This window comes from Vibrio sp. ABH4_348 (genome assembly GCF_056159765.1).
Genome location: NZ_JBSWVW010000001.1, coordinates 1,483,929 through 1,506,356, shown reverse-complemented (window position 1 = coordinate 1,506,356; position 22,428 = coordinate 1,483,929). Strand labels below are relative to the sequence as shown.

The 22,428-nt window shown below is 44.0% G+C and carries 19 protein-coding genes; 11 read left to right on the top strand and 8 right to left on the bottom strand.

The window, feature by feature from the left end:
* The first annotated feature begins 5 nt into the window (after positions 1–5).
* From ACXAFJ_RS06725 to btuD, 4 genes are all read left to right on the top strand, one after another.
* Complete coding sequence (locus ACXAFJ_RS06725; RefSeq protein ID WP_475322306.1) at positions 6–623, top strand: histidine phosphatase family protein; 618 nt, start codon at positions 6–8, stop codon at positions 621–623.
* A gap of 217 nt (positions 624–840) precedes the next feature.
* The gene (locus tag ACXAFJ_RS06720; protein WP_475322305.1) at positions 841–1,869 is read left to right on the top strand and encodes a succinylglutamate desuccinylase; all 1,029 of its coding nucleotides are present in this window, start codon (positions 841–843) and stop codon (positions 1,867–1,869) included.
* A 127-nt stretch (positions 1,870–1,996) separates the two neighbouring features.
* Positions 1,997–2,992: a vitamin B12 ABC transporter permease BtuC gene (gene btuC / locus ACXAFJ_RS06715; protein ID WP_475322304.1), complete on the top strand. Its 996-nt coding sequence runs from the start codon at positions 1,997–1,999 to the stop codon at positions 2,990–2,992.
* On the top strand, positions 2,979–3,734 hold the full coding sequence (gene btuD, locus ACXAFJ_RS06710; protein WP_475322302.1) for a vitamin B12 ABC transporter ATP-binding protein BtuD: 756 nt from the start codon (positions 2,979–2,981) through the stop codon (positions 3,732–3,734). The genes btuC and btuD overlap by 14 nt, the downstream gene beginning before the upstream one ends.
* Before the next feature lie 120 nt (positions 3,735–3,854).
* Here the strand turns inward: btuD and ACXAFJ_RS06705 are convergent, their stop codons facing one another.
* The 3 genes from ACXAFJ_RS06705 to ACXAFJ_RS06695 form a co-directional block, all read right to left on the bottom strand.
* Positions 3,855–4,427 (bottom strand): nucleoside triphosphate pyrophosphohydrolase family protein, encoded by a 573-nt coding sequence (locus tag ACXAFJ_RS06705; RefSeq protein ID WP_475322301.1) that lies wholly within the window; start codon positions 4,425–4,427, stop codon positions 3,855–3,857.
* Between the two features lie 72 nt (positions 4,428–4,499).
* Positions 4,500–5,057: a DUF1415 domain-containing protein gene (locus tag ACXAFJ_RS06700; RefSeq protein WP_475324075.1), complete on the bottom strand. Its 558-nt coding sequence runs from the start codon at positions 5,055–5,057 to the stop codon at positions 4,500–4,502.
* Between the two features lie 76 nt (positions 5,058–5,133).
* On the bottom strand, positions 5,134–6,330 hold the full coding sequence (locus ACXAFJ_RS06695) for an MFS transporter (RefSeq protein WP_475322300.1): 1,197 nt from the start codon (positions 6,328–6,330) through the stop codon (positions 5,134–5,136).
* Positions 6,331–6,422: 92 nt separating this feature from the next.
* Between ACXAFJ_RS06695 and ACXAFJ_RS06690 the strand changes: the two genes are divergently transcribed.
* Positions 6,423–7,295, top strand: coding sequence for a LysR family transcriptional regulator (locus tag ACXAFJ_RS06690; RefSeq protein WP_475322298.1), 873 nt, complete (start codon positions 6,423–6,425; stop codon positions 7,293–7,295).
* Positions 7,296–7,299: 4 nt separating this feature from the next.
* Here the strand turns inward: ACXAFJ_RS06690 and ACXAFJ_RS06685 are convergent, their stop codons facing one another.
* Positions 7,300–7,533: a glutaredoxin family protein gene (locus ACXAFJ_RS06685; protein WP_475322296.1), complete on the bottom strand. Its 234-nt coding sequence runs from the start codon at positions 7,531–7,533 to the stop codon at positions 7,300–7,302.
* Between the two features lie 117 nt (positions 7,534–7,650).
* On the opposite strand from ACXAFJ_RS06685, the gene ACXAFJ_RS06680 reads away from it, so the two are divergent.
* On the top strand, positions 7,651–7,830 hold the full coding sequence (locus tag ACXAFJ_RS06680) for a hypothetical protein (protein WP_475322294.1): 180 nt from the start codon (positions 7,651–7,653) through the stop codon (positions 7,828–7,830).
* Between the two features lie 59 nt (positions 7,831–7,889).
* On the opposite strand, the gene pilW is transcribed toward ACXAFJ_RS06680, so the two are convergent.
* On the bottom strand, positions 7,890–8,615 hold the full coding sequence (gene pilW, locus ACXAFJ_RS06675) for a type IV pilus biogenesis/stability protein PilW (protein ID WP_475322293.1): 726 nt from the start codon (positions 8,613–8,615) through the stop codon (positions 7,890–7,892).
* Positions 8,616–8,807: 192 nt separating this feature from the next.
* Positions 8,808–9,749 (bottom strand): homoserine O-succinyltransferase MetA, encoded by a 942-nt coding sequence (metA, locus tag ACXAFJ_RS06670; RefSeq protein ID WP_475322292.1) that lies wholly within the window; start codon positions 9,747–9,749, stop codon positions 8,808–8,810.
* Positions 9,750–10,056: 307 nt separating this feature from the next.
* On the opposite strand from metA, the gene ACXAFJ_RS06665 reads away from it, so the two are divergent.
* Positions 10,057–13,209, top strand: a complete 3,153-nt coding sequence (locus tag ACXAFJ_RS06665; protein ID WP_475322290.1) for an HD domain-containing phosphohydrolase — start codon at positions 10,057–10,059, stop codon at positions 13,207–13,209.
* A gap of 16 nt (positions 13,210–13,225) precedes the next feature.
* Here the strand turns inward: ACXAFJ_RS06665 and ACXAFJ_RS06660 are convergent, their stop codons facing one another.
* On the bottom strand, positions 13,226–14,140 hold the full coding sequence (locus ACXAFJ_RS06660; protein WP_475322289.1) for a LysR family transcriptional regulator: 915 nt from the start codon (positions 14,138–14,140) through the stop codon (positions 13,226–13,228).
* A gap of 102 nt (positions 14,141–14,242) precedes the next feature.
* Here ACXAFJ_RS06660 and ACXAFJ_RS06655 point away from each other — a divergent pair, with 102 nt between their 5' ends.
* On the top strand, positions 14,243–14,716 hold the full coding sequence (locus ACXAFJ_RS06655) for an OsmC family protein (RefSeq protein ID WP_475322288.1): 474 nt from the start codon (positions 14,243–14,245) through the stop codon (positions 14,714–14,716).
* A 47-nt stretch (positions 14,717–14,763) separates the two neighbouring features.
* On the opposite strand, the gene ACXAFJ_RS06650 is transcribed toward ACXAFJ_RS06655, so the two are convergent.
* The gene (locus tag ACXAFJ_RS06650) at positions 14,764–18,132 is read right to left on the bottom strand and encodes an ATP-binding protein (RefSeq protein WP_475322287.1); all 3,369 of its coding nucleotides are present in this window, start codon (positions 18,130–18,132) and stop codon (positions 14,764–14,766) included.
* A gap of 169 nt (positions 18,133–18,301) precedes the next feature.
* Between ACXAFJ_RS06650 and ACXAFJ_RS06645 the strand changes: the two genes are divergently transcribed.
* The 3 genes from ACXAFJ_RS06645 to ACXAFJ_RS06635 all read left to right on the top strand — a co-directional run bounded on the left by ACXAFJ_RS06645 (position 18,302) and on the right by ACXAFJ_RS06635 (position 22,423).
* The gene (locus ACXAFJ_RS06645; RefSeq protein ID WP_475322285.1) at positions 18,302–19,345 is read left to right on the top strand and encodes a glycoside hydrolase family 3 N-terminal domain-containing protein; all 1,044 of its coding nucleotides are present in this window, start codon (positions 18,302–18,304) and stop codon (positions 19,343–19,345) included.
* 284 nt (positions 19,346–19,629) lie between these two features.
* Positions 19,630–21,324 carry an ABC transporter substrate-binding protein gene (locus ACXAFJ_RS06640; protein WP_475322284.1) on the top strand — a complete coding sequence of 565 codons (1,695 nt, stop codon included), beginning with the start codon at positions 19,630–19,632 and terminating at the stop codon, positions 21,322–21,324.
* 121 nt (positions 21,325–21,445) lie between these two features.
* Positions 21,446–22,423: an ABC transporter permease gene (locus ACXAFJ_RS06635; RefSeq protein ID WP_475322282.1), complete on the top strand. Its 978-nt coding sequence runs from the start codon at positions 21,446–21,448 to the stop codon at positions 22,421–22,423.
* The last annotated feature ends 5 nt before the right edge of the window (positions 22,424–22,428 follow it).

The following is a 22,428-nucleotide window of genomic DNA, read 5'->3' as shown; positions in this document are numbered from 1 at the left end:
TTAAGATGACTCCCATTAATATCTATTTGGTTCGCCATGGCAAAACCATCGGTCCGGCGGCGCTAAATGGTCGCACTGATGTCGCGGTATGCTCAGATATTCAACAAGCGATTTGTGATAGTCTGCAATCACTCAATGCTAATTCCGTTATCACTTCGCCTTTGACGCGCTGCGCTGAATTAGCGCGGTTAGTGGCAAGTCGGCGCAACCTAGCAACTTCGTGTATGAACGACCTACAAGAAATGAGTTTCGGTGATTTGGACGGCGTCGAATTTGATTCGATTGAACAAGGCAGCGAGAACTGGACGCACCTTGAAAAGTTTTGGGCGGACTCTTTTAACAATCCATTGCCGGGCGCAGAAAGTCTTATCGAGTTCCATCAAAGGGTGATTGGAGTGTGGGACAGGATATCGTCATCCGTTAATGAAGATACCTTGGTTGTCACACATGCAGGGGTGATTCGCAGTATCTTGGCATCCATTTTAGATATAGAACCAAGTAACCCCAATTGGCATACCCATTTGTCAATTGGCAACGCGTCGCTTACCCATATTCAAGTTTTTAAAGGTGACCAAATGTTCCAATCTATCAAAGTGATAGGTCAACCACTGTTGGAAAAGTGACATGTCACATTCTCTCTTAATTAATGCCGTCTAGATCAAAGTTCAACGCCGTTGCGGTGTGAAGCCCACACTTGCTTGAGTAAAGTGATCAGGTGCAACGCCAACAGGGCCTTTTTTCAGCGCTCAATTTTCGTAAAAGTTAAGAAGTGAGACAATCACTGTATATTTTGAGCCACCATTTTCTTACCATGCCCGCGGTGCAACAAAGGAGTAGCGCATGACGACGTCTTATTTTCGTCAATCATTTTTAGTCGATACCTTGGATATGGACCAAGTGGTTGAGAAGACTGAGCATATCTTAACCGAAGGTCACAAACTCATTCTTCATGAGCGCGGCGTGCTGGAAGTCATCCCACGTGACTACAACGAAGACACAAAAAATCTGGTTGTATCTTGTGGTATTCATGGTGATGAAACGGCGCCAATGGAGATTGTCGACAAGATCATTAGTGACATTACTTCAGGCTTTCAGCCAGTTAATGAGCGCTGTCTATTCATTGTCGCACACCCAGAAGCGACGCTAAAACACGTACGTTTTATCGATGAGAACATGAATCGCTTGTTCTCAAACAAAGATCATGACGAATCAACCGAGACCAAAATTGCCGCACATCTGTGTGAATTAGTGGCGCAATTCTACGAGGGCACACAGAAACACACTCGCTGGCATATGGACCTGCATTGTGCAATTCGCTTGTCGAAACACTATTCTTTTGCAGTAAGTCCTCGTGTTCGCCATAAAGTTCGTTCACGCGCGCTTATGAGCTTCTTAGAAAGCGCCCACGTTGAAGCCATCTTGTTGTCTAACGCACCATCGGGCACATTTACTTGGTTTAGTGCAGAGGAATTTGCCGCGCAAGCGATCACCATCGAACTGGGTAGAGTTGCACCGTTTGGTGAAAATGATTTAGACAAATTGGTCGCTTTCGATTTGTCTTTGCGCGATTTGATTGCCCGCAGTGACTCGGAACATCTACCTAAGCGTGCTCGTATGTATCGAGTAAGCCGAACGCTAGTCAGGTTGCATGAGGACTTCGACTTTATCTTCGATGACGATGTTCAAAACTTCACCTCATTTAAACACGGGGAAGTCTTTGGTCATGATGGCGACAAACCTCTGATGGCCAAAAACGAAGACGAAGCCATCGTGTTTCCCAATCGACATGTTGAAGTTGGACAACGGGCTGCATTGATGGTCTGTCCGGTTAAAGTTCGATTTGAAAATGACGAGCTGGTTTACGATTAAACATAGTCGAATTTAGTCCATCAAAACCCAAGCCCAGGCTTGGGTTTTGTGCTTTTTGTTGTTTCAATTCATGGTTAGAGCTAACGTAGAAAGCTAAGATCGTGGTTTTTGGGGTAGGTGCAGTTACATGCAATTCAGTGAGCGACTTGCTCAACGACGCAACAAGTGGCGGGTTTCAATAGCCATTGCCTGTGTGATGACAATCGTCATCGCCGTGTTCTATTTGTTGGTTGGCTCCGTCATGATCTCTCCGTTTGAGCCATTATCTGGCTTGGAGCAAAAGCTAATTTTTGAGCTGCGTTTACCGCGATTACTGGCCGCGTTAGCAATTGGTGCCGCACTCGCGGTTTCTGGAGCAGTCCTGCAAGTTTTACTGAGCAATGTTCTCGCTGAACCAAGCGTGTTAGGTATATCCGGTGGCGCCAGTGTAGCCATGGTCATTCTTATTTTCACTTTCCCTCTACTGGTATCGCCATTTGCGATGATGGCAGCGGCAATGATGGGAGCTTTGGTGTTCACTTTTTTGCTGGTTACCATCGCTAAGACCATGCATCTCTCAACCACAAAGCTTTTATTGGTCGGTGTTGCGCTAGGCATTTTGTCTGGTGCAGTCGTCACTTGGGCATTCTATTATAGTGACGATTTGGGAATGCGGTTACTCATGTATTGGTTAATGGGCAGCGTAAGCGGGGTCAATTGGTCACAGATTTTAATCTTGCTTGTCATGGTTTTGCCACTGCTTTGGCTGTTAGTTCAAGGCAATGTATTGGACAAACTTATGCTAGGCGCCATGCATGCTCGGCAACTTGGTGTAGACGCAAACAAAATCCGCTGGAAGCTTATCTTGGCAGTGTCGATTTTGATTGGAGGAACCGTTGCTCTGGGAGGTGTCATTAGCTTTGTTGGTCTGGTGGTGCCGCACATCTTACGTCTCGGGCTTGGTTCTGAAAATCGATACCTGCTGCCGTTAAGCGCGTTGACTGGAGCTTGTGTCCTGGCCTTAGCCGATACAATTGCAAGAGTTGGCTTTGGTGCAACGGAATTACCACTAGGTGTGGTAACGACAACTATCGGTGCGCCTATCTTTATTTGGATGCTGGTGAAAAACCATGATGTATGTTAATCAGCTTACGGTCGATACCAGGCTTGCCCGCATATCCTTTTCAATAGATGCTGGAGAAGTGATTCACATCATTGGGCCAAATGGCAGCGGTAAATCGACCTTGCTATCTGCTTTGGCTGGCATGATTGGCTTTGATGGTGAGGTGAGCTGTAATGGAGCTGATTGGACCAAACTCTCTGTTGAGGAACAAACAAATGTTCGGTCTTTTCTGTCACAATCGGAGCGACCAGCGTTTAATGTATCCGTTGTTCAGTATTTAGCCTTGTCCTTGCCGAAAGCTATTTCAGCAGAATCGGAACGTGCAAATGACGCTATTCACCAACTTTGCTCACGGTTAAAAATCGACGATAAGTTACACTGTAATATATTTGAGCTGTCTGGTGGGGAATGGCAACGTGTGAGGTTGGTGGGCGCGTTTATTCAGATCTGGCCAACTTTGAACTCTGGCCCGCAAGTCCTTTTGTTGGATGAACCTGCTGCGCCACTAGATGTTGGCCAGCAAGGTTTATTGTATCAACTGATTCACGAAGTCGCGGCCCGCGGCGTGACTGTTATTATCGCCAATCACGATCTTAACCGAACGCTTCACCATTCAGATAAAGCGCTGCTGTTAAACGAAGGTCAAATGGTTGCTTACGACGTGTCGTCTAATGTGTTAAACGGCGAGTTGTTGTCAGAGGTCTATCAAACTCAAATTCGCAAGGTGATGGTTGAGGGCGAGTCAGTGTTGCTATTTGACTAGTTCAAATCAGCAGAACTGACATTATCAAAACGGGTAATAACAAAGGCCACAATGTGGCCTTTGTCTATTTGGTTTTTACCGTTTTTTTAGTCTGGAAGCCAAACTGTGTGACTAGACGGCTTATACCAGGTTACTTAGGTCGGCAGGGCGGTAGTAAACCGATTTTAGGACTTTTCCTTGCCTAATCGTTTTTGCCTCGGAGATAAAATCTTCTGCGCATTTTGCGATGATGTATTCGCCTTTGGCTACCGCCATAAGTTTGATACCTTGCTCAGCGTAGTGAGCTTCGGTTTCTGCGTATTCTTGCTCGTTGCGACACACTTTACTCATATTGCTCGAATGCACTTCATCCCAACATGGTAAAAATTCGATTTCTCGATTTTTTGCAACGTTAAGCAACAGGTCAATTAAGTAACTAATAGTTTGATTGTCTTCTATTTTCGAATTGCCGAGATGAACAAGTCTGCCTACCAGTACGTAAACACTGTCGATAATGGCATCAGCTTGTTCGATTTTGCTGTCCGCCTCAGCTAGTTCCGTTAGCTCTTCAATCGCTAGGGACGTATGAAGCGTATCAGCTTGATCATCAAGTGTATTAGGTTGGTTGACTGGCAAGTCAAAAGTGGTTCTGAATTCTGAGATATCTTTGTACAAATGGTCAAACAAGGTTTGATCTAATTGGCTGTATTTCATGGTGTTAACTCTGTTCAAATCTGAGCGCAGTGTAACAAAGGCAAAAGGTTTGAACTACGCTTGACGTTGGTTTTATTGAAATAGATAAGGGAAAATCTGGCGCTTTTCTTTTGCTGTTAGGGCTTTAACCCGCGCGATGTTATTGTCAGGAATCGATTCGGGATCTGGGTAATGTGCTAATACCTTTTCCATACTCTCTTCACGAATGAGATGGAAAATCGGATACGGTGCTCGATTAGTTAGATTTTCTTCATCGTCAGGTGCGACGTCAGCGAAACAATAATCAGGGTGAAAAGTTGCAACCTGAAACACGCCGTCCCATTCGTTTTCAGTTATTAGCGTTTCAACCCAATCAATGTACCAGTTGTAGTCGTCAAAGCTTTGCAGCATGTCTGGAATGACAACCAATGTAGTTTCAAGCTCATTCGGTTGGGAGGCTTCAAGTGTTTTTAACTCCAATAGAATATCAGACAGGAGTTGGTATTCTTCAGTGGCATTGCTTACTGCTATTTTGATTTGGCCGTTGCGTTGTGGCTTCGCCGCAAAGGGACACAGGTTTAAACCGACAACCGCATCGTTTAACCAGTTTTCCACGCTTTGTTCTATGTGTTTATTTTCTGACACGACAATCTAGCTTCATTGTTAATTATGCGCGGCATGATAACAGAAAGTGTATTGAACACCGACCTTGAGTTCTGACTTGATGTTAGGTTGCAACGCGCTCGGCTTGATCTTGGGTGATTGCCAATTTGTAACTGGCCCAAGCAATAAACGCATACAATCCACTAGCAGAAACGATCACACCAGCCCACTGATATTGTTCCCACCAATGCAAAAGCCAAAAACCACCTAAACTGCCGCCAGCGTAGTAGAACACCAAATACAAGGCCGTTGCCGTCGCTCTTGCATGAGTTGCGTTAGCACTGACCCAAGAATAGGCCAAGGTATGAACAAAAAAAGCACCAAAACTGATCAGCAATAAGCCAGCAATAATTGCTGTTACCGAAGGAAGGTAAGCAACCAACATTCCCATCAGTGATATCAGACAGCCAACGAAAATGCCTTTGGCTTCGCAGTATTTTTTAGTCCATTGACCGGTTAGTTTTGAACTTATCGTACCCGCCAAGTAACAAAGATACAGTAAAGCTGCCATGCCCAAGGACATATGAAAGGGGGAGGCGACCAATCTAAATCCTGAAATTGAATACAAGTTTACAAACAGCGCAAAATTACACCCACCGATCATCATCGCGAGCACAAGTTTAGGGTTGCCGATATGCGCAGCGATATTTGTTAGCTGATGTTTCAGGCTAACTGGCTGAGGTTTAAAATGACGAGCTTGAGGTAGGTTTTTAAAAACCAATATGGCGCCAACAGACGTGAGAACAGCCAGTACAGTGACGGCAATTTGCCAGTCAAAATGTTCGGTGATCATGCCGCCCAACAAGCGCCCAAAAATGCCACCTAACGAGTTCGCCGCAATATAGCCTCCAATCGCATATTTGAAGGCTATGCTATCGAGCTCTTCTGCCATAAACGCAACCGCTACGGAGGCAAAAGCGGCTAGTGCAATACCAATGGCGACACGGGCCATTACGATAAGCCAAAACGATTCAAACCAAAGCATAGTGAATGACAGCAAAGGGACAGCAAGTAGCCCGCTTACCATAATGACTCTTCGGCCTACTGCATCGGAAACGATGGCCCAAGGGATCATAAAAAGTGCGAGGGCGAGAGTTGAGCCAGCGAATATCCAGTTGGTTAAACTGGCCGTGTAGCCAAGTGATTGGGCAAACTCAGGCAGCATTGGCTGGAACACATACAAATTCGCAAAGATAAGAAATGAGCCTAAGGCTAAGCTGAGTGTCACTTGTCGATATTCAGCACTTTTATAACGGATCATTTTGCTTCCTCTATCTGAAACTGTGATCAGAGTAGCAATAGCCTGTGAATTAAAAAAATATATTAAAATTATTAAACCTATTAAAAATTATTATGGAAAGTCGTCAGCTACGCCACTTTTATGAAGTCGCGTCCTGCTTGAGTTTTACTCGGGCCGCGCAAAATTTGAATATTGCTCAACCTGCTTTAAGTATTTCAATTAAGAAATTGGAGCAGCAGCTAGGCATTGTATTGTTTCATCGCGAAGACAAACAGATAGCGCTAACTGAAGAAGGGCGGGTTTTGCTTCATCACGCTGAGCAAGTATTACGAGATCTGGCTGATGCCCAGCTTGCAATGAATGAGTTAACAGGGCTGGAAAAAGGAGAGGTGAGAATTGGTGCGCCAAGCATGATTGCCTCCTATTACCTGCCGCCACTGCTGATGGCGTTTAAAAATCGTTACCCCAAACTAAAACTGACGATCATTGATGCGGGAACCCAGTTGGTTCAACAAATGTTGTTAAAAGGCGAGATAGACCTCGGCGTCGTAGTTCAAGATTCAGCGCCAGACGCGTTGCAGTGTGAAACTATGATTGATGCGGAAATGGTCGCCGTGAGTTCTGATTCGCATCCTTTTGTGAAAAAAAAATCGGTGAGTTTTGAAGAGTTTTTTGATGAAGAACTAGTGATGTTCAAACCGGGGTATTTCCATCGAAATTTTCTTGACCAAATCGCAGTGAGTTTAGACTCAACACCAAAAATTGGATTTGAAACCAATTTGTTACCATTCATTTTGAATGTCGTTAAACACGAGTTTGCGGTGACCGCATTACTTAAGTTGGTGACAGACAATGAACCCGGTTTGGTAGCAACCCCATTTAAAGAACCGGTTTATTTCAATTTGGTGTTGGCGCACCGCAAGAACGGTTATTTATCTAAAGCCGACCGGGCGTTTTTAGAGTTTGTAAAATCGAATCGCCGTTAGACGTTTAACTTTTAAACATCTTTTCAAAGTTACCCGGATTCCAGCCAATCATGATGCGGTCACCAATCTTTAGTACAGGCAACGAACGCGCACCAATGGCGTCCAATTCTTTGCGACCTCTTTGCATCTTGGCATTGCACAATCGATACTTGATTCGTTTACTGTCCAGATAACGTTGTGCATCTTTGCAGTGCGGGCATTTGTCCTTAACGTAGAGGACGACTCGAGTTGCGGCCATATTTTTTTGTCGTGTTCTGAATAAGGGCCGCTAGTGTAATCAAATTTGATGGTATTGGTAAGAGCAAAGCTTCGCTATCTCTTTGGTCGATAGTCAATTTAACGGAGGTGTGAAACGATGGAAATCGAGATTTATCTACCGTGTCGACCTGAATGGATTTGTGACTTAATTTTGATCGGATTTGGTCTGCTCGGATTGGCTTTGCTCATTGGTTTCGTCATTGTTTTGGTTCGTGAGCATTTGAAAATCCGCGCCCGCGAGAAAGCAATATCTAAGAAGAGAAAACGCAAGGAATAGGGAATGTTGAATGCGCCGCGCTGAAATACTAAAAGATCACGCGCGGCTTAGTGTAAAAGCTAAGAAGCCTGTTTGGCTTTTAGTTTGTCCAGTTGGCTTTGGTATTTGGTTTCCAATGCCTTGTTACCGGCCTTACTCTCTAAACTGACTAAGAGAGAAAGTGAAGGAACCGTTAAGCCATAAGACTGGTGAAATCTCATTAATCTTAAACGCGCCTCGGTAAAGTCTTGGCTGTCTATTTCAAGTTTTGCTAGGTGCAAAATAGAACGAGGGCGGTTGGGATCATAATCCAAAGTACGTTCGAAGTAGTGGCGGGCTTTCTCGTCATTACCAGATTTGGCCGCGCAAAAGGCCGCATTTTCATAACTTGCGGAAATTAAGTAATAGTAAGGTTGCTCAATCGCTCGGTTAAAGTATCGATCTGCGGTCTGGTAATCGCCTTGTTTGCACAAAAACGTTCCAAAGTTGTTGAGTACATTACCGTTTCTTGGATTCTGACGCAGCGAGCGTTTATACATGTCATGAGCGGCATCGTTTTCACCGACTTGCTCGAAATAGTGCGCCAAGGTGATTTGTGCGCGATAGTAACTCGGCGCGTGCTTTAGCGCCAATTCCAAGTTTTCGCGTGCGCGTCCCATGTCACCTTGTTCCATATATCCGATACCAAGGGCGATACGCGTTTCAGCTCTCTCAATCGGATCGCCTACGGGTTTGGATACCTCTCCGGTTTCCATCGTGACACATGCTGATAAAAATAACGCTGACACAATAGCAATGTGTTTCATTCATTTACTCCGAATCGGTGTTAGGTGCAATGTGCAGTTGATTTAGCTAGATATTCTATGGCGCTTGAGTTCAATTGACAGAGGTTGAGTCATCCTATGCGACTTAGGTATCAGTTTGTTTGGTGCAACTTGTGGAAAGCCAAAAATAAAGAGCCAGTCGTTGGCTCTTTATTTGTAGGTAATTTAGATGAACTAAACGTCTTTGGTAAATTTATCTTCGCTAAAGCCGTCCAAATCATAAGGGGTTTGCTGGTAAACACAGTAGTTAAGCCAGTTAGTAAACAGCAAATGCCCATGACTGCGCCAGCTCGCTTTTGGCGGATTGTCTGGATTGTTGTTGGGGTAATAGTTTACAGGAATTTGTGGTTCCATCCCTTCGCCAAGGTCGCGAACATACTCGTTGTGAAGCGTATGAGAATCGTACTCTGGGTGCCCGGTTACAAAGACGTTACGCTTGTCTTTGGTAGCAGCGAGATAGACGCCGGCAACATCTGAGGTTGCGAGAATATCAAGGTCTGTATTTTCTGTTAAAAATTCTTGTGAAAAATCTGCATATCGTGAATGGGGTGCAAGAAATGTATCATCAAACCCTCTCAGTATTGGATTACAAGGGTCGTGAATAACGTGGCGATAAACGCCAGATAGCTTTTCTTTACGAGTTCGTTTAGGTAGGTCGTACAGTAACTTGAGTCCAGCTTGAGCCGCCCAACAGACATATAAAGATGACGTTACATGACTTTTTGCCCATTCCATAATTGTGCGCAGGTGATCCCAATAGATCACGTCTTCAAATTGCACTAAGCCAAGCGGTGCTCCAGTGATTATCAAACCGTCAAAATTTCGGTTTTTGACCATTTCAAACTGACGATAGAAATTATCCATGTGGTCAGTTGGCGTGTTTTTACTAGGGCGGTCATCGATTCTTAACAGCTCGACATCCACTTGCAGAGGAGAGTTGGACAGTAAGCGTAGAAACTGAGTCTCCGTTTCTATCTTTTTGGGCATCAAATTTAAGATCAATACCTTAAGCGGGCGTATTTCCTGAGTCGATGCTCTCGATTCAGACATGATAAAGATGTTTTCTTTTCTAAGCACATCACTCGCAGGCAATTGGTCAGGGATCTTGATTGGCACTGTCTTACTTCCTTTGTAAATCTGGACGTCTATACATCCAAAAATATCGCAACCAACTACGATTGTCGACTGAAAAATTCAGCAAGGGCGGTTTTTTAATGGGCTCGGCGAAGAGTCTTTTTACTTGAGCTTGGTAATGAATGGGCCTTTCTGGTGCCGTAAATTCGACTACGAATCCATCAGTTCATAACGATTGAGTTCTCATTAAAATGAAAATATATGCATCAATGAGGATATATTTTTGAATTGGCAACTACACTTATGTGGAAAACCAATAATAAAACTGCTCTAAGGTTCGGATTTGGGCATGAATGTTAAAACGTTAACGGCTAGAAGATTCTCTATTCGCTTTACTGTTGGAACCATGTTTTTGCTGGCGACATTAGTAACGGCGGTGTTTGCTATCGCGACTCAGTATTATTTTGCGCGTTCTATGTCACAAGAGCAAATATTGCGACAATTGGCGATGGCGTCAGCAGACGTGAGTGACTTTGTGAAAGATATCGATGTAACTGCATCAAGTAACGCGAAAGTACTTCGCCATGTGTCGATTGCTTCAGATGGTCAGTTCACTCAACAAGAAATTAGAGAATTGTTGATTCAGGTACTCAGTGATAACCCTCTGTTTTACAGTATTTACTACGCGCGAAAAGACGACAGTTTCTATCAAATTATCAATCTTAACTCTGCACCTATTGTTAGAGAGCGGATGCAAGCGACGGACAATGAACGCTGGGCCGTGATTGAAGTGTATGAAGAGGGTATTAGTAGAATAAAATCCACTCGTTTTTTAACTCAAGACTTAGTACAAACACGCCAGCTCTACGAAAACAGTAACTATTACCCGACACAACGCCCTTGGTACGAAGGTGCTGGCAAACAAGGGGTGTTTAAAACCAATCCGTATTTGTTTAAACACTTGAAAATTACCGGTCAGACCTATTCGGTAAAAAGTGATTCGGTGGTTATTGGTATTGATATTGTGCTTTCTTCTGTCAATGAGAAGTTAACCAATGAAACACTAGGCTTAGCCGATGCTCAAGGGATAGAAGCTTATGTCATTGGCAGTTCTGGCGAGCTGGTGGCAACCAATCAAGCGAGAAACCCTACCGTATCCTTACCAGAATTACCGAACCTAACTTTGTCTGAACAAGAACGCAGCTTTGTTATCTTTTCTGATTCAATGTTAGTCTCGAACCAAAATGATTGGTCGCCAATTGATTACGCTAGTTCAGGTCGACCCGACGGCTATTCCGTTGATTTAGTAAATGCAATTGCTCAAATGACAGGCCTCAGTTTTGAGTACGTCAATGGTTTTAGTTGGCGAGATCTAAAAGATCAATTCGCGGCACAACGCCTTCAGATGCTTCAAGCGTCGGGAAGTCGGGTTGGAATTTCTAGCTTGCCTCTCTTCCAATTGCCAATCTCGTTTCTCTCTCATGAGGAGCGAAATATCACGAACTTATCTGATTTAGACAATATTCGTGTTGGTATTGTTGAAGAGCGTGGTTTTGACTTACATCTATTACCTTACCTATCCACATCCGAATTTGTCACTTACACGAGTTCTAGGGACTCACTGAATGCACTTAATCGAGGTGAAGTAGAAGTCTTGGTTGATGTCACGCCTGTGCTCCAACAAATATTGATTCGTCAATCGGGCGATAACCTGTCACTGGTCGAGTTGAAAGAACTGCCTATGATGCCTTTTCATCTGCAAGTTCATGAAGAGCAGCGGCCAGTGCTCAACATTATTAACAAGGCGATCTTAGCCATCCCAGAATCTTATCGCAAAGCATTAGAAGAAAAATGGTTTGGTGAATCAACAGCCAAAAGTAAGCATCTCAACTACTCCAACGTTGTGGCTCGAATTGACCAGCCAGAAACTCATCAACAGATCCTTGAACAAAACGTTGATGGGAGCGAACGCTATGTTTATGTCGCTCCTTTGTTCAAAAACAATCCAAGTGGGGAGTATCTGGTGGTTCTTATTCCAAAAACTGTAGTAACAGCAGAAGCGAACCAGCAACTTTGGACTTCGATCAGTATGACACTCACCATTATGGCGGTTTTGCTGCCCGTCGCTTGGTTGTTCGGTACACCGATTGTTACTCCAATTACTCGTTTAACTGAAGAAACACAAAAGATTAAATCAAGAAAATTTGATGAAGTGGATTTTGTCGATTCCAATATCAAAGAGGTGTGGCAGCTTTCTAAATCAATCAAAGAAATGGCATTAGAAATCAAAGCGCACGAGTTGCATCAGCAAGCTTTTGTTGAAAGCTTTATTAAGCTGATTGCACAAGCAATCGATGACAAGTCGAAGTACACAGCAGGACATTGTAATCGAGTTCCAGAACTTGGATTGCTGTTTGCACAAATTGTTGAAGAACAATCTGAGGGCAAATTTAAAGACTTCAAGTTCAAAAATGACGCTGAGAGAAGAGAGTTCCGTATTGCGGCCTGGTTGCATGATTGCGGAAAGATTACAACGCCGGAACATATTGTCGACAAGGGCACCAAGTTAGAAGCTATTTATAACCGAATTCACGAAGTTCGCATGCGTTTTGAAGTGTTATGGCGTGACGCTGAAATCGACTATCTAAAAGAAATCTATCACGAAAAAGCAGACGTCTCAGTCGCTAAAGCTCAACTCAAAGAAAAGCAACAGGCGTTGCAGCAAGACTTTGCTTTCATTGCCAAATGTAATGTGGGCGGGGAATTTCTTGGCGATAAAGATGTAGAAAAAATTAAACATATCGCGTCACAAACATGGTTAAGACATTTTGACGATAGATTGGGGCTTGGACCTATCGAAGAAATGCATAAGCCGTCAGTGGCAGCGGCGCTACCTGCAAGAGAGTTTCTACTCAGCGACAGACCTGAGCATATTTTTAAACGCACTGAACCTGTGACTTTTGACCCGAAATTGGGGATAAAAATGGATGTACCCGAATTGCTGAGTAACCAAGGAGAGATATACAACTTGTCGATCTCTCGCGGCACGCTCACCAAAGAAGAAAGATACAAAATAAACGAGCATATGATCAGCGGTATAAAAATGCTCGAAGCGCTACCATTCCCTGAAGAGCTAAAACGTGTACCGCGTTATGCGTCAACGCATCACGAAACCTTGATTGGAACAGGTTACCCAAGAAAACTCAAAGCAGAAGATTTGTCGATTCCTGAGCGCATTCTGGTGATAGCGGACATTTTTGAAGCTTTAACCGCTGCCGACAGGCCATACAAAAAAGCAAAACCTTTGAGTGTTGCCGTCGACATCATGTACAAGATGGCTCTTGACCAGCATTTAGACATGGATTTATTTATGCTGTTTTTAACCAGCGGCACTTACATCAAATACGCGAGGATGTACTTGCCGTCGGGGCAGATGGACGGGGTTGATATTAAGAAGTATGTCGACGTTCAGCAACAGCACTCTAGCGAACAAGTTGCTTAAGGTTTCTGCAACACTACTAATCATTGTCCCCATTAGGGCAGTATTGGGTAAACAAGCTCTCTAGCCAGCGGCATACTATCTGGTGTTGATTCGTGGTTTTGGTCTGGCTAGGAAATATAACGTAATAGTCAAAGGCCGTTTTCATCGCTTCGTCCGTTAAACGACAGAGTCCAAGTCGCGACAGACTTTGTTTACAAAGCTGATGCCATGCTAAGGCAACACCTAACCCGTTGGCTGTCGCTTGCATAATCATATTTATTTGCGGAAGTAACAGATTGGGTGTTTTTTCCAATGTTGGGTAGTTCAATGTGGTTAACCATTGAGACCAGTTTGGCGCTCCCGGTCTGTCTTCTAGACCAGATCGATATTCAATGTATCCCTGCAGCTCAATCCATTGGTCTAACGTATGATCTGTTTGGTCGATAGTTCGCCCAACAGGGTAGACCCATTCATTTGCTAGAAACACACTGTCGGTAGTTGTGCCATATTGGCCATCTCCAAAGTGAACCTGATAGTCGACACCTGAGCTTTCGAGATCCAAAAATTGATGTGAGGTGACCAGTTCTATCTGAACGTCAGGAAGATCATTTTGTAGTTTTGGTAAGTTTGGCAGTAGCAACATCTCGACGATGGATGGTATCCCGGCTATCACGATTCGAGCGTGTCTAGTGTTTTTAGCTATGTTCAAGCCACGTTCAATCTGGCTGATTCCGTGCTTTAAATGGTTTGCCAGCTCAGCACCAGAAGGGGTTAGATCGACCCCTTTTGATCGCCTAATGACTAGAGGGTTGCCAATGTTCGCCTCAAGCTGCTTCATTTGGTGGCTAATTGCACTGGGGCTTACATGTAACTGCTTTGCGGCTCGACTATAACTTTTATGCTCGGCGACAACTGAGAAAGTATACAACCGAGCGAGATCTGATGGATTCATGATATTAGATTTATTCAAAACACTATGAGTAATCATCGCTTCTTGTGGCAATGCTAAGCAAGCATAATTTGCAATGACTTAAGACGAAACAAGGAGAATGAGATGTCTGAGCATGTTGCAACGGTTAACTGGTCTAAGCAAAACAATGACGTGTTTGTAGATAATCGATATAGCCGTGTTCACGAGTGGACGTTTGATGGAGGAAGTAAAATCCAAGCATCGCCATCTCCAGCGGTGGTTCCAGAACCCTATTCAGACTCTAAGTTGGTGGACCCTGAGGAGGCTTTTGTTGCTTCACTATCTAGCTGCCATATGCTGTTCTTTTTACATTTTGCTGCCAAAGAAAAGCTAGTTGTCGAAGAGTACATAGATCAAGCACGAGGCACATTGGCTCGAAACGAAAGCGGAGCCATGTCATTTAGTAAAATCGAATTGCACCCCAAGATAAAATTTAGTGGTTTGGTTTCCGATGAGCAAATTAGTAGGCTCCACGATAAAGCCCATCATGCTTGCTTCTTGGCAAACAGCGTCAAGACGCCGATTGTTGTGTTGAGTGAGTCTGAACATACCAAATAATCTTGGCTCGGTACAAATCGACGAAGCGGTGGTCGACATCGCTTCGATTAACGATCGTTTAAGTAACGTCTAACTTTGTTACTAGTGCTAGCAATACGAGCCAGTAACTCTTTATGTCTTCTTTCATCTGCATGATGAGAAACATAACTTGCCGTGCGCAGAACGTCACGCCAACGCGGCTTTTTCGGTAGTGTTTGCTCTAAGAAATACTTATCCAAAGTTCGAGTTTGCGCAGAGCTTCTATCCAAGTACACACTCCAAATCTTGCTCTTTTCGGCCAGTGTAACTTTAGAACCGCCAGTCGCTTCCTGCCATACTGTGAGTGAGTCGTTCATCAAAGTGACTAGATTCTTTCGAAACTCGGATTCTGAATTGGTATTATCAGCGAGTTCAGTTGAATTCAGTACAGATTGGGTAGTGGAAGCTAATGTGACCAAGATATGCCATTCAACGTTTTGAGCATGGCCTGTTTTGAATAGTTGTGCAGACAAAGATTGAATAACACCTTCATCGTTATAGATTTCAATGATCGTATGTCTAGATAGGTTTTCTTGCCCATCGTCTAATTTCTCTAATTCACCAAAGTTAAAGGCGTTACCACCTTGTTGGTGAATAAAGTCATTAATATCGCGACCGACTAAGTCTTTATTGGTATGTTCAAGAATTGTCAGTGCAGCAGGGTTGGCAAAAGTGATTTGATTGAACACGTTCACGCTTAAAATGGCGTCATCGATTTTCTCCAACAACTGCTGCATTCTTCCTTGACCAGCTTTTAGATGGGCTTCCGTTTCTAAATGTTTAGCAACTTCGGCTTTCAGCAGCTTGTTTTCTTGTAGATTCTTATCCGATTGGTTGGCTTTTAATAGATGCCCAACTCGAGCCAGTAACTCATGTTGCAAAAACGGTTTTCGTAAATAGTCATCAACACCTGACTCAAAACTATGCAACAGGTCTTTGGTTTGGCCTTTGGCGGTTAGTAGCAGAATAGGCAAGCTGGCAAGCTTCTCGTTGTTTCGAATGGTTTTTGCCATTTGTAAGCCACTAATTTGCGGCATCATTAAATCTAAAACAACCAGATCCACCCGATTGTGGTTTAAGTAGTCCAGTGCTTTATAGCCATCTGTGAATAACAAGACTTGATAAGAAGCCAAACTCAGTTGGTTGTGCAAAACTTGCAGATTGAGTATTTCGTCATCAACCACAAGAATGGTACCTTGCGAACTAGTTACCTTGTCACTATTTGGTAGGTCAGACAGCTCAGTCTCTAAGTGGCTGCCATAAGATGGCCATTGATAGTGAGATAATGTATTTGAATCATTGTGTACAGCCCCATTAAACTCGGGTAGTTCAAAGCTAAAACAACTGCCTTCGCCTAATTGGCTTTCTACTTTAAGGTTCCCTCCCATTAACGTGACCAATTGGGAAGAAATCGCTAAGCCTAAACCACTGCCATTTTTAGAACGTGTGTTCCCTAAGTTAACTTGTGTGAATGGGTCAAAAATGTCTCGATGATGCTCGGATTCGATGCCAACACCAGTATCCGTCACCGAAATACCTATGTGTTGTTGCGAGCTCTGACTTAAGGCAACGGTAATCTTCCCTGACTCGGAAAATTTAATCGCATTGCTAAGCAAATTGTGCATCACTTGTTCAAGACGAATACTGTCTGCATACGCTATCAATTTGTCGGAAGGTAAGATCAGCTCTATTTCTAGCGCACTTTTTTCCAGTAATGATTGCGATAGCGAAACAACACTTTCGACACTTCTTTTTACGTCGACAGCGCCAAGCTCAACACGCAGTTTGTTGTTCTTTATTTTGTGAAAATCCAGTAGGTCATCCACTAGGTGAGAGAGGCGTTGAGCACCACTTAGCATTATTGAAAGCTGCTGTTTTTGCTTATCTTCGAGCGGGCCGGCGACACCCTCTATCATCGATTGACCAATTCCTATTACCCCTGTAAGCGGAGTTCTAAGTTCATGGGAGGTATTCGCAAGAAACTCGTCTTTCACTTTATCTGCATGAATCAAAGCACTATTTTGACTATCGATAAGTTCAACTTTCTCCTCCAGCTCTCGATTTTTATCATTTATTACTTCAAGTTGTCGCCTGACAGCTTTAGCCATAATGTCAAACCGGGATGCAAGACGTCCTATCTCATCTTTGCGGTGTGCACCTACTATTTCTGGAAGTGTCTCTCCGTAAGTCAATGACTCTGTCGCATTCATGAGTGAGTCGAGCGGTTGCGTCAGTGATCGTGACAGCCAGTAAACAATCGCTATCACTGTAGCGATAAACAGTGCGCCGAAGAAAACAATTTGCTGACCAAACTTTCGACTGGTCGCTTGGGCCACACTCTCGTCTTGTTCTACGACAATCGACCAACGCAAATCACCAATGTCGACATATTCATAGGCGGACAGGACTGGTTCAGATACATAGTTTGTAGTGTTCATGACACCCTGCTCACCATTTTGAGCGCGCCTAATTGTTTCGAGATTTAGACTTGGTGGATGAACCTTTTCACCTTCTAGATCAGAAAAAGACGGGTGAGGGTGCATAAGCTCCGATATGGCTTGGGCTCGTTCGTTAACGACGTAAACTTCAGTGGCGCTGCCAAGTTGTCCGACACCTTTGAGTAAGTTGGTTATCGATTGGCTAGGTAGAACATAAATGATAAAGCCAGAGACGCGAGAGTGGTTGTTTAACGGAGAAATAAAATAGGCGTTCATCTCACCAGTAACCGGGTCAAACTTAAAATCGCTGAAATGGCCAATCTCTCTTTTAGGATCGCCGTGAATTGCAGGATTGTTTGACGGAATTATTTGCTGGGCGTCCCTAAACGCTTCAGAAAGTGCACTATCCATGAATTCTGAGTCGCTTAGGTCAGCTCCAAAATAGGAATCTTTCCGATAGCTGTAAAGCACGTGACCGTGCAAGTTGACTAGTAGAAGGTCACTAAACTCACTTCGTTCAATGAACTGCCGAAATCCGGTATTAAAACGGCCATGGACTTGTTCGTATGTTCCTGAAGCGCCATGGATTGTCGCGGGTACAGACTTAAAATCTTTGTGCTGAGCATAGCTTGATCGTAAGAGGCGAGCGGCCGATTCTGGATCTGGGTCAATCAAATTGAACGCATACGGAAAACCGTAAAATTGGCTCATCGAATAGCTTACAAAATCGGTATCACTCTGGTGATAGATTTGCTGCTGAAGCGTTTCCATGTATTGATTGATAGCTGCCCGTTTAGCTTGAGCTAGCGAGAAAAGGTTCTCATAAACTTGTTGTTGGTTGTTTTTGACAAAAGAAGAGTAAAACACGCTGGAAATCAGAGCGATAGGTGCGAGTGACAATAACAAGAAGACCAAAATCAACTTGTTTCTAAAACTGATGTTTCGCAATTCACTGATCAATTTAAACCAACTCCAAAGAGTAAAACCTAGTGTAAATGACAATTTTGTAGGCCAGTCTTTACGAGGCAAAGTTAACAATAAAGAAAAATCGTTAATATCGAGCTTAATTCTTGAACTGGTTCAAATTGAAGTAAAAATGGGCTTATCGTACAACATAAGAGGAAAAAGCATGCAGCCGAACAACCCAATAGCACGCTCTCGGTCGGCATTAGTGATTGGCTTTCCTGGAACCGAATTCACTAAACAACAGTTAGCTTTTATTCGCGAATATCGCCCATTTGGACTGATGATCAGCCGTCAAAATGTAGTAACAAAAGCGCAGCTCGCTAAGCTGATTCAAACCTTTAAAGATGCCGTTGGAGAAGAGCTCGTCATGGTCACGACTGACCAAGAAGGCGGGAGAATCCAGTATCTACAAGGAGAAGAGTGGCAGCGTTATCCAATTTATGGCGATTTTTCTGAGTTGGCAGACAAAGATTTGGCGCTCGCAAAACAGGCAACCTATGACACTAGCTTTGCTATGGCAACGGAAATGGCAGAACTGGGTTTTAATGCCAACTGTGGACCTATATTGGATCTCTTGGTCAATGGCGCCGACACTGTGATGTCTAACCGTTGTTTTCACTCAGATCCGGAAATAGTCACTGAATTGGCAAAAGTTTATGTGCAAGGCCATATGGAAGCCGGCGTCATGCCGATGCTTAAACACATTCCCGGCCACGGGAGGGCAACAGAGGACAGCCACAAAACCCGTCCTGTCATCAATGCTCCACTATCTGAGCTAGAACAGACCGATTTTTACCCTTTTACCCAACTACACTGCGCGCCGATGGCAATGGTGGCTCACCTTGTTATATCTGGTGTCGACAATAAACCAGCCTCAGTGTCTACAACAACCGTGAAGTCCCTGTTACGAGAACAAATGGGTTTCGGTGGCAGCCTTATCTCAGACTGCGTATATATGGAGAGTTTAAGAGGACCGATAGCGGAGCGTTGTAAACAGGTACAAGACGCTGGCATTGACTTAGTGCTAGCGTGCCACGGTGATGTCGAGGATTGGATTGAATGGGAAAGTAACCTTAAGCCGCTTAGTCACGAGAGCTTGGTGCGGTTGCAATGGTCAATGGGATTGACGGCAGAAACAAAAGTGAGTCGTGCTGTCGATATTGGGCACCTAATGAAAAATGTTAATCGAGTGCTAGAAACGGGGTGATTTACTACCGCTGAATTTTAGATAATTGGTCTATTTAAGCGCCATAACTGTGACAAGGTTGGCGCTTTGTTACTAAAGTGTAAACTCTGGTAACTTGATATTTAACAATGTCTTATGTTCCATATTTACGTTTTTGACGCTAGTTTTACGAGTTTTTACTTTGTCGGTTTTAGAGTACGCGTGATTGAATGACCTTGAGCTTCAAGCCAAGCCCAAGCGGAATGTTTCTGAGAAACAGTTTGGGTCACTATAAATGAAAATAAAGATATTCAAGGAACTGAAAAATGACCGTGAAGACACTTCTTTTATCCTCTACCATCGCAAGTGCACTAGCTGGTGCCGCTTTTTTTCCATCGATAGCAGCTGCTGATAATTCAGGCGCGACAGGTGAAAAAGCGGTACTGAACATTGCACCGCGTTTGAGAACCTCATGGGTTCGCAACTTCAACCCTTACAATAAAACTACCTTCCTACCCACTACCAACGAGTTTGTGTACGAGCCTCTAGCTATTTACAACCTAATGCAAGGTGGCAAGATTCACTATCGTTTAGCGGAATCGATTGAATATTCAGACGACTTACGCTCTGTTACATTCAAAATTCGCGATGGCGTGAAATGGTCAGATGGTAAACCATTCACAGCTAAGGATGTGCTATTTAGCTTTAACCTGCTGAAAGAACATGGTGCGTTAGACAACCGTGCAATTTGGGAACGCATTGAAGGTATTGAGATCGTCGATGGAAACTCTGTAACCTTTAGCTTGCCAAAGCCTGATGGTGGCGCAGCTATCGAGATTGTGCGAGTACCTATTGTTCCTGAACACGTATGGAAAGATGTAGAAGATCCTGTTTCATTTACCAACGAAAACCCCGTTGGTACTGGTCCTATGACTGAAATCGAGCGTTTTACTTCGCGTCTCTACGTTCAATGTCAAAACCCGCACTACTGGGATAAGGACAACCTGCAAATCGATTGTTTACGTTTGCCGCAATTGGCAAACAATGACCAAGTGTTGGCTCTAGCACAGCGCGGCGAATTAGACTGGTTTGGTTCATTCCTACCTGATATCGACAAGACCTATGTCGCAAGTGATAAAGACAACCACAAATACTGGTTCCCTGCAGGGTCAATGGTGGCGTTTAACTTCAACTTAGCGTCTGACCACAAGGGTAACAATCAGGCGTTCAATAACGTCGATTTCCGTCGAGCAATGTCTATGGTAATGGATCGCCAAGCGATGGTTAACATTGCCGGTTACGGTTACCCGACAATTAACGAATACCCATCAGGCTTGGGTGCCGCTTACCACGTGTGGAACAACGAGAAAGTTGACCAACAATTTGGGCAGTACTCAAAGTACAACATTGAAGCGGCGAAGAAGCTGCTTGCTGATGCAGGTTTCAAAGACACGACGGGTGATGGCTACGTTAACAATGCAGATGGCTCAAGCATTGAGTTTAACGTCATTGTGCCAAATGGCTGGACAGATTGGGTTAACACAGTACAAATTGCCGTTGAAGGTATGCAGGAAGTTGGTGTGAATGCCAAGGTACAAACGCCGGAAGCACCAGCCTGGACATCGGCTCTAATTGACGGTAGCTACCAAGCTGCGATCAACTCATACTTCCCGGGTATCACCCCGCACTACATGTACAACACTGCGTTTAACAGTAGTCAAGAAGGGGCATCTCGCTTCTCAGCTACACGTTTCAACAAACCAGAACTCGATAAGTTGCTAGACAGTTTCTACTTGACTATCGATAGCGATAAGCAACGTGAAGTGATGAACGATATCCAGCTTGTGGTTGCAGAAAACATGCCTTATGTACCTGTGTTCAATAACCCAACTTGGTACCAGTACAACGAATCTCGATTCGAAGGCTTCTTCAGTTCTGAAAATCCGGTGGCACGTCCACAGGTACACCCAGAAGTACCGGAGCGTCTGTTACACCTTCTAAGTCTTAAGCCGAAGTCTTAATCGACGTGTAAAACCTTGGCCAAGTGAGTTCGTATTACTGCTTTCTGTTCCAACAGTAAAACGCTTGCTTGGCCATATCTAAAAGAACAAAAACTACTTCCATTTTTTTAGGGAGCAAGCTATGGATTTCGTGCTTCGCCGCCTCGCCTTTTATGCTTTGGCGTTTTTCTTTGCGGCTACGTTTAATTTTTTCCTGCCCAGGTTAATGCCGGGAGATCCGATCATGGTTATGTTCGCATCGCAAGGCAACCCTCTACCCGTTGAGAGCTTAGAGTCTCTCAAACAAACCTTCGGCTTTGTTGATGGGCCGTTGTATCTTCAATATCTCACTTATCTTAAAAGTGTATTCACATGGGATCTTGGTCTCTCTGTAAAATTCTATCCTCTTGAAGTGAGCGAAGTAATTGGTCGTTCAATGATTTGGACTCTATTTCTAGTCGGTTCATCCACTTTAATTAGTTTCTTTATTGGCTCAGTTTCAGGAATCATCGCGGCGTGGAATCGTGGTACTTGGTTGGACACGATTCTTTCACCGTTGTCTTTGGTACTTCAGTCAATTCCTGCGGTTGTGTTGGCACTGACCTTTATGTTTGTATTCGGTGTGGCGCTAAACTGGTTCCCATACTCCTATGCGTACAACATCGAGCTCGATCCGGCTATGTCCTGGGAATACATTTCCAGTGTGTTACATCACGCAACCATGCCAATAATCTCATTGGTGATAGTGCAAATCGGTGGTTACTTACTGACGATTCGTAACAACCTTATCAACTTACTTGGCGAAGACTACATCGTAATGGGCCGAGCAAAAGGCATCTCTGAGCGCCGTGTCATGTTCAATTACGGCGCAAGAAACGCGTTGCTTCCTTCAATTACAGCGTTCGCAATGACCGTGGGTGTCGTCATGGGCGGCTCACTTATTACCGAAGTAGTTTTCAACTACCCAGGGTTAGGCAACACACTATTTGAAGCGATTGTTGCCCGAGATTATCCGGTGATTCAAGGTCAATTGCTCATCATGACGATAGCTATGCTCAGTGCCAATTTTGTTGCTGATATTGCTTATGTTTATCTAGACCCACGCCTACGCCGCGATTAATAGGA

What these genes read in the sequence shown, in the direction of transcription:
- ACXAFJ_RS06680 (WP_475322294.1), top strand. Translation starts at nt 7,651, where the DNA reads ATGGAAATCGAGATTTATCTACCGTGTCGACCTGAATGGATTTGTGAC.
- ACXAFJ_RS06655 (WP_475322288.1), top strand. Translation starts at nt 14,243, where the DNA reads ATGTCTGAGCATGTTGCAACGGTTAACTGGTCTAAGCAAAACAATGAC.
- ACXAFJ_RS06720 (WP_475322305.1), top strand. Translation starts at nt 841, where the DNA reads ATGACGACGTCTTATTTTCGTCAATCATTTTTAGTCGATACCTTGGAT.
- ACXAFJ_RS06725 (WP_475322306.1), top strand. Translation starts at nt 6, where the DNA reads ATGACTCCCATTAATATCTATTTGGTTCGCCATGGCAAAACCATCGGT.
- pilW (WP_475322293.1), bottom strand. Translation starts at nt 8,615, where the DNA reads ATGAAACACATTGCTATTGTGTCAGCGTTATTTTTATCAGCATGTGTC.
- ACXAFJ_RS06690 (WP_475322298.1), top strand. Translation starts at nt 6,423, where the DNA reads ATGGAAAGTCGTCAGCTACGCCACTTTTATGAAGTCGCGTCCTGCTTG.
- ACXAFJ_RS06685 (WP_475322296.1), bottom strand. Translation starts at nt 7,533, where the DNA reads ATGGCCGCAACTCGAGTCGTCCTCTACGTTAAGGACAAATGCCCGCAC.
- ACXAFJ_RS06705 (WP_475322301.1), bottom strand. Translation starts at nt 4,427, where the DNA reads ATGAAATACAGCCAATTAGATCAAACCTTGTTTGACCATTTGTACAAA.
- ACXAFJ_RS06695 (WP_475322300.1), bottom strand. Translation starts at nt 6,330, where the DNA reads ATGATCCGTTATAAAAGTGCTGAATATCGACAAGTGACACTCAGCTTA.
- btuD (WP_475322302.1), top strand. Translation starts at nt 2,979, where the DNA reads ATGATGTATGTTAATCAGCTTACGGTCGATACCAGGCTTGCCCGCATA.
- btuC (WP_475322304.1), top strand. Translation starts at nt 1,997, where the DNA reads ATGCAATTCAGTGAGCGACTTGCTCAACGACGCAACAAGTGGCGGGTT.
- ACXAFJ_RS06635 (WP_475322282.1), top strand. Translation starts at nt 21,446, where the DNA reads ATGGATTTCGTGCTTCGCCGCCTCGCCTTTTATGCTTTGGCGTTTTTC.
- ACXAFJ_RS06640 (WP_475322284.1), top strand. Translation starts at nt 19,630, where the DNA reads ATGACCGTGAAGACACTTCTTTTATCCTCTACCATCGCAAGTGCACTA.
- ACXAFJ_RS06665 (WP_475322290.1), top strand. Translation starts at nt 10,057, where the DNA reads ATGAATGTTAAAACGTTAACGGCTAGAAGATTCTCTATTCGCTTTACT.
- ACXAFJ_RS06660 (WP_475322289.1), bottom strand. Translation starts at nt 14,140, where the DNA reads ATGAATCCATCAGATCTCGCTCGGTTGTATACTTTCTCAGTTGTCGCC.
- ACXAFJ_RS06645 (WP_475322285.1), top strand. Translation starts at nt 18,302, where the DNA reads ATGCAGCCGAACAACCCAATAGCACGCTCTCGGTCGGCATTAGTGATT.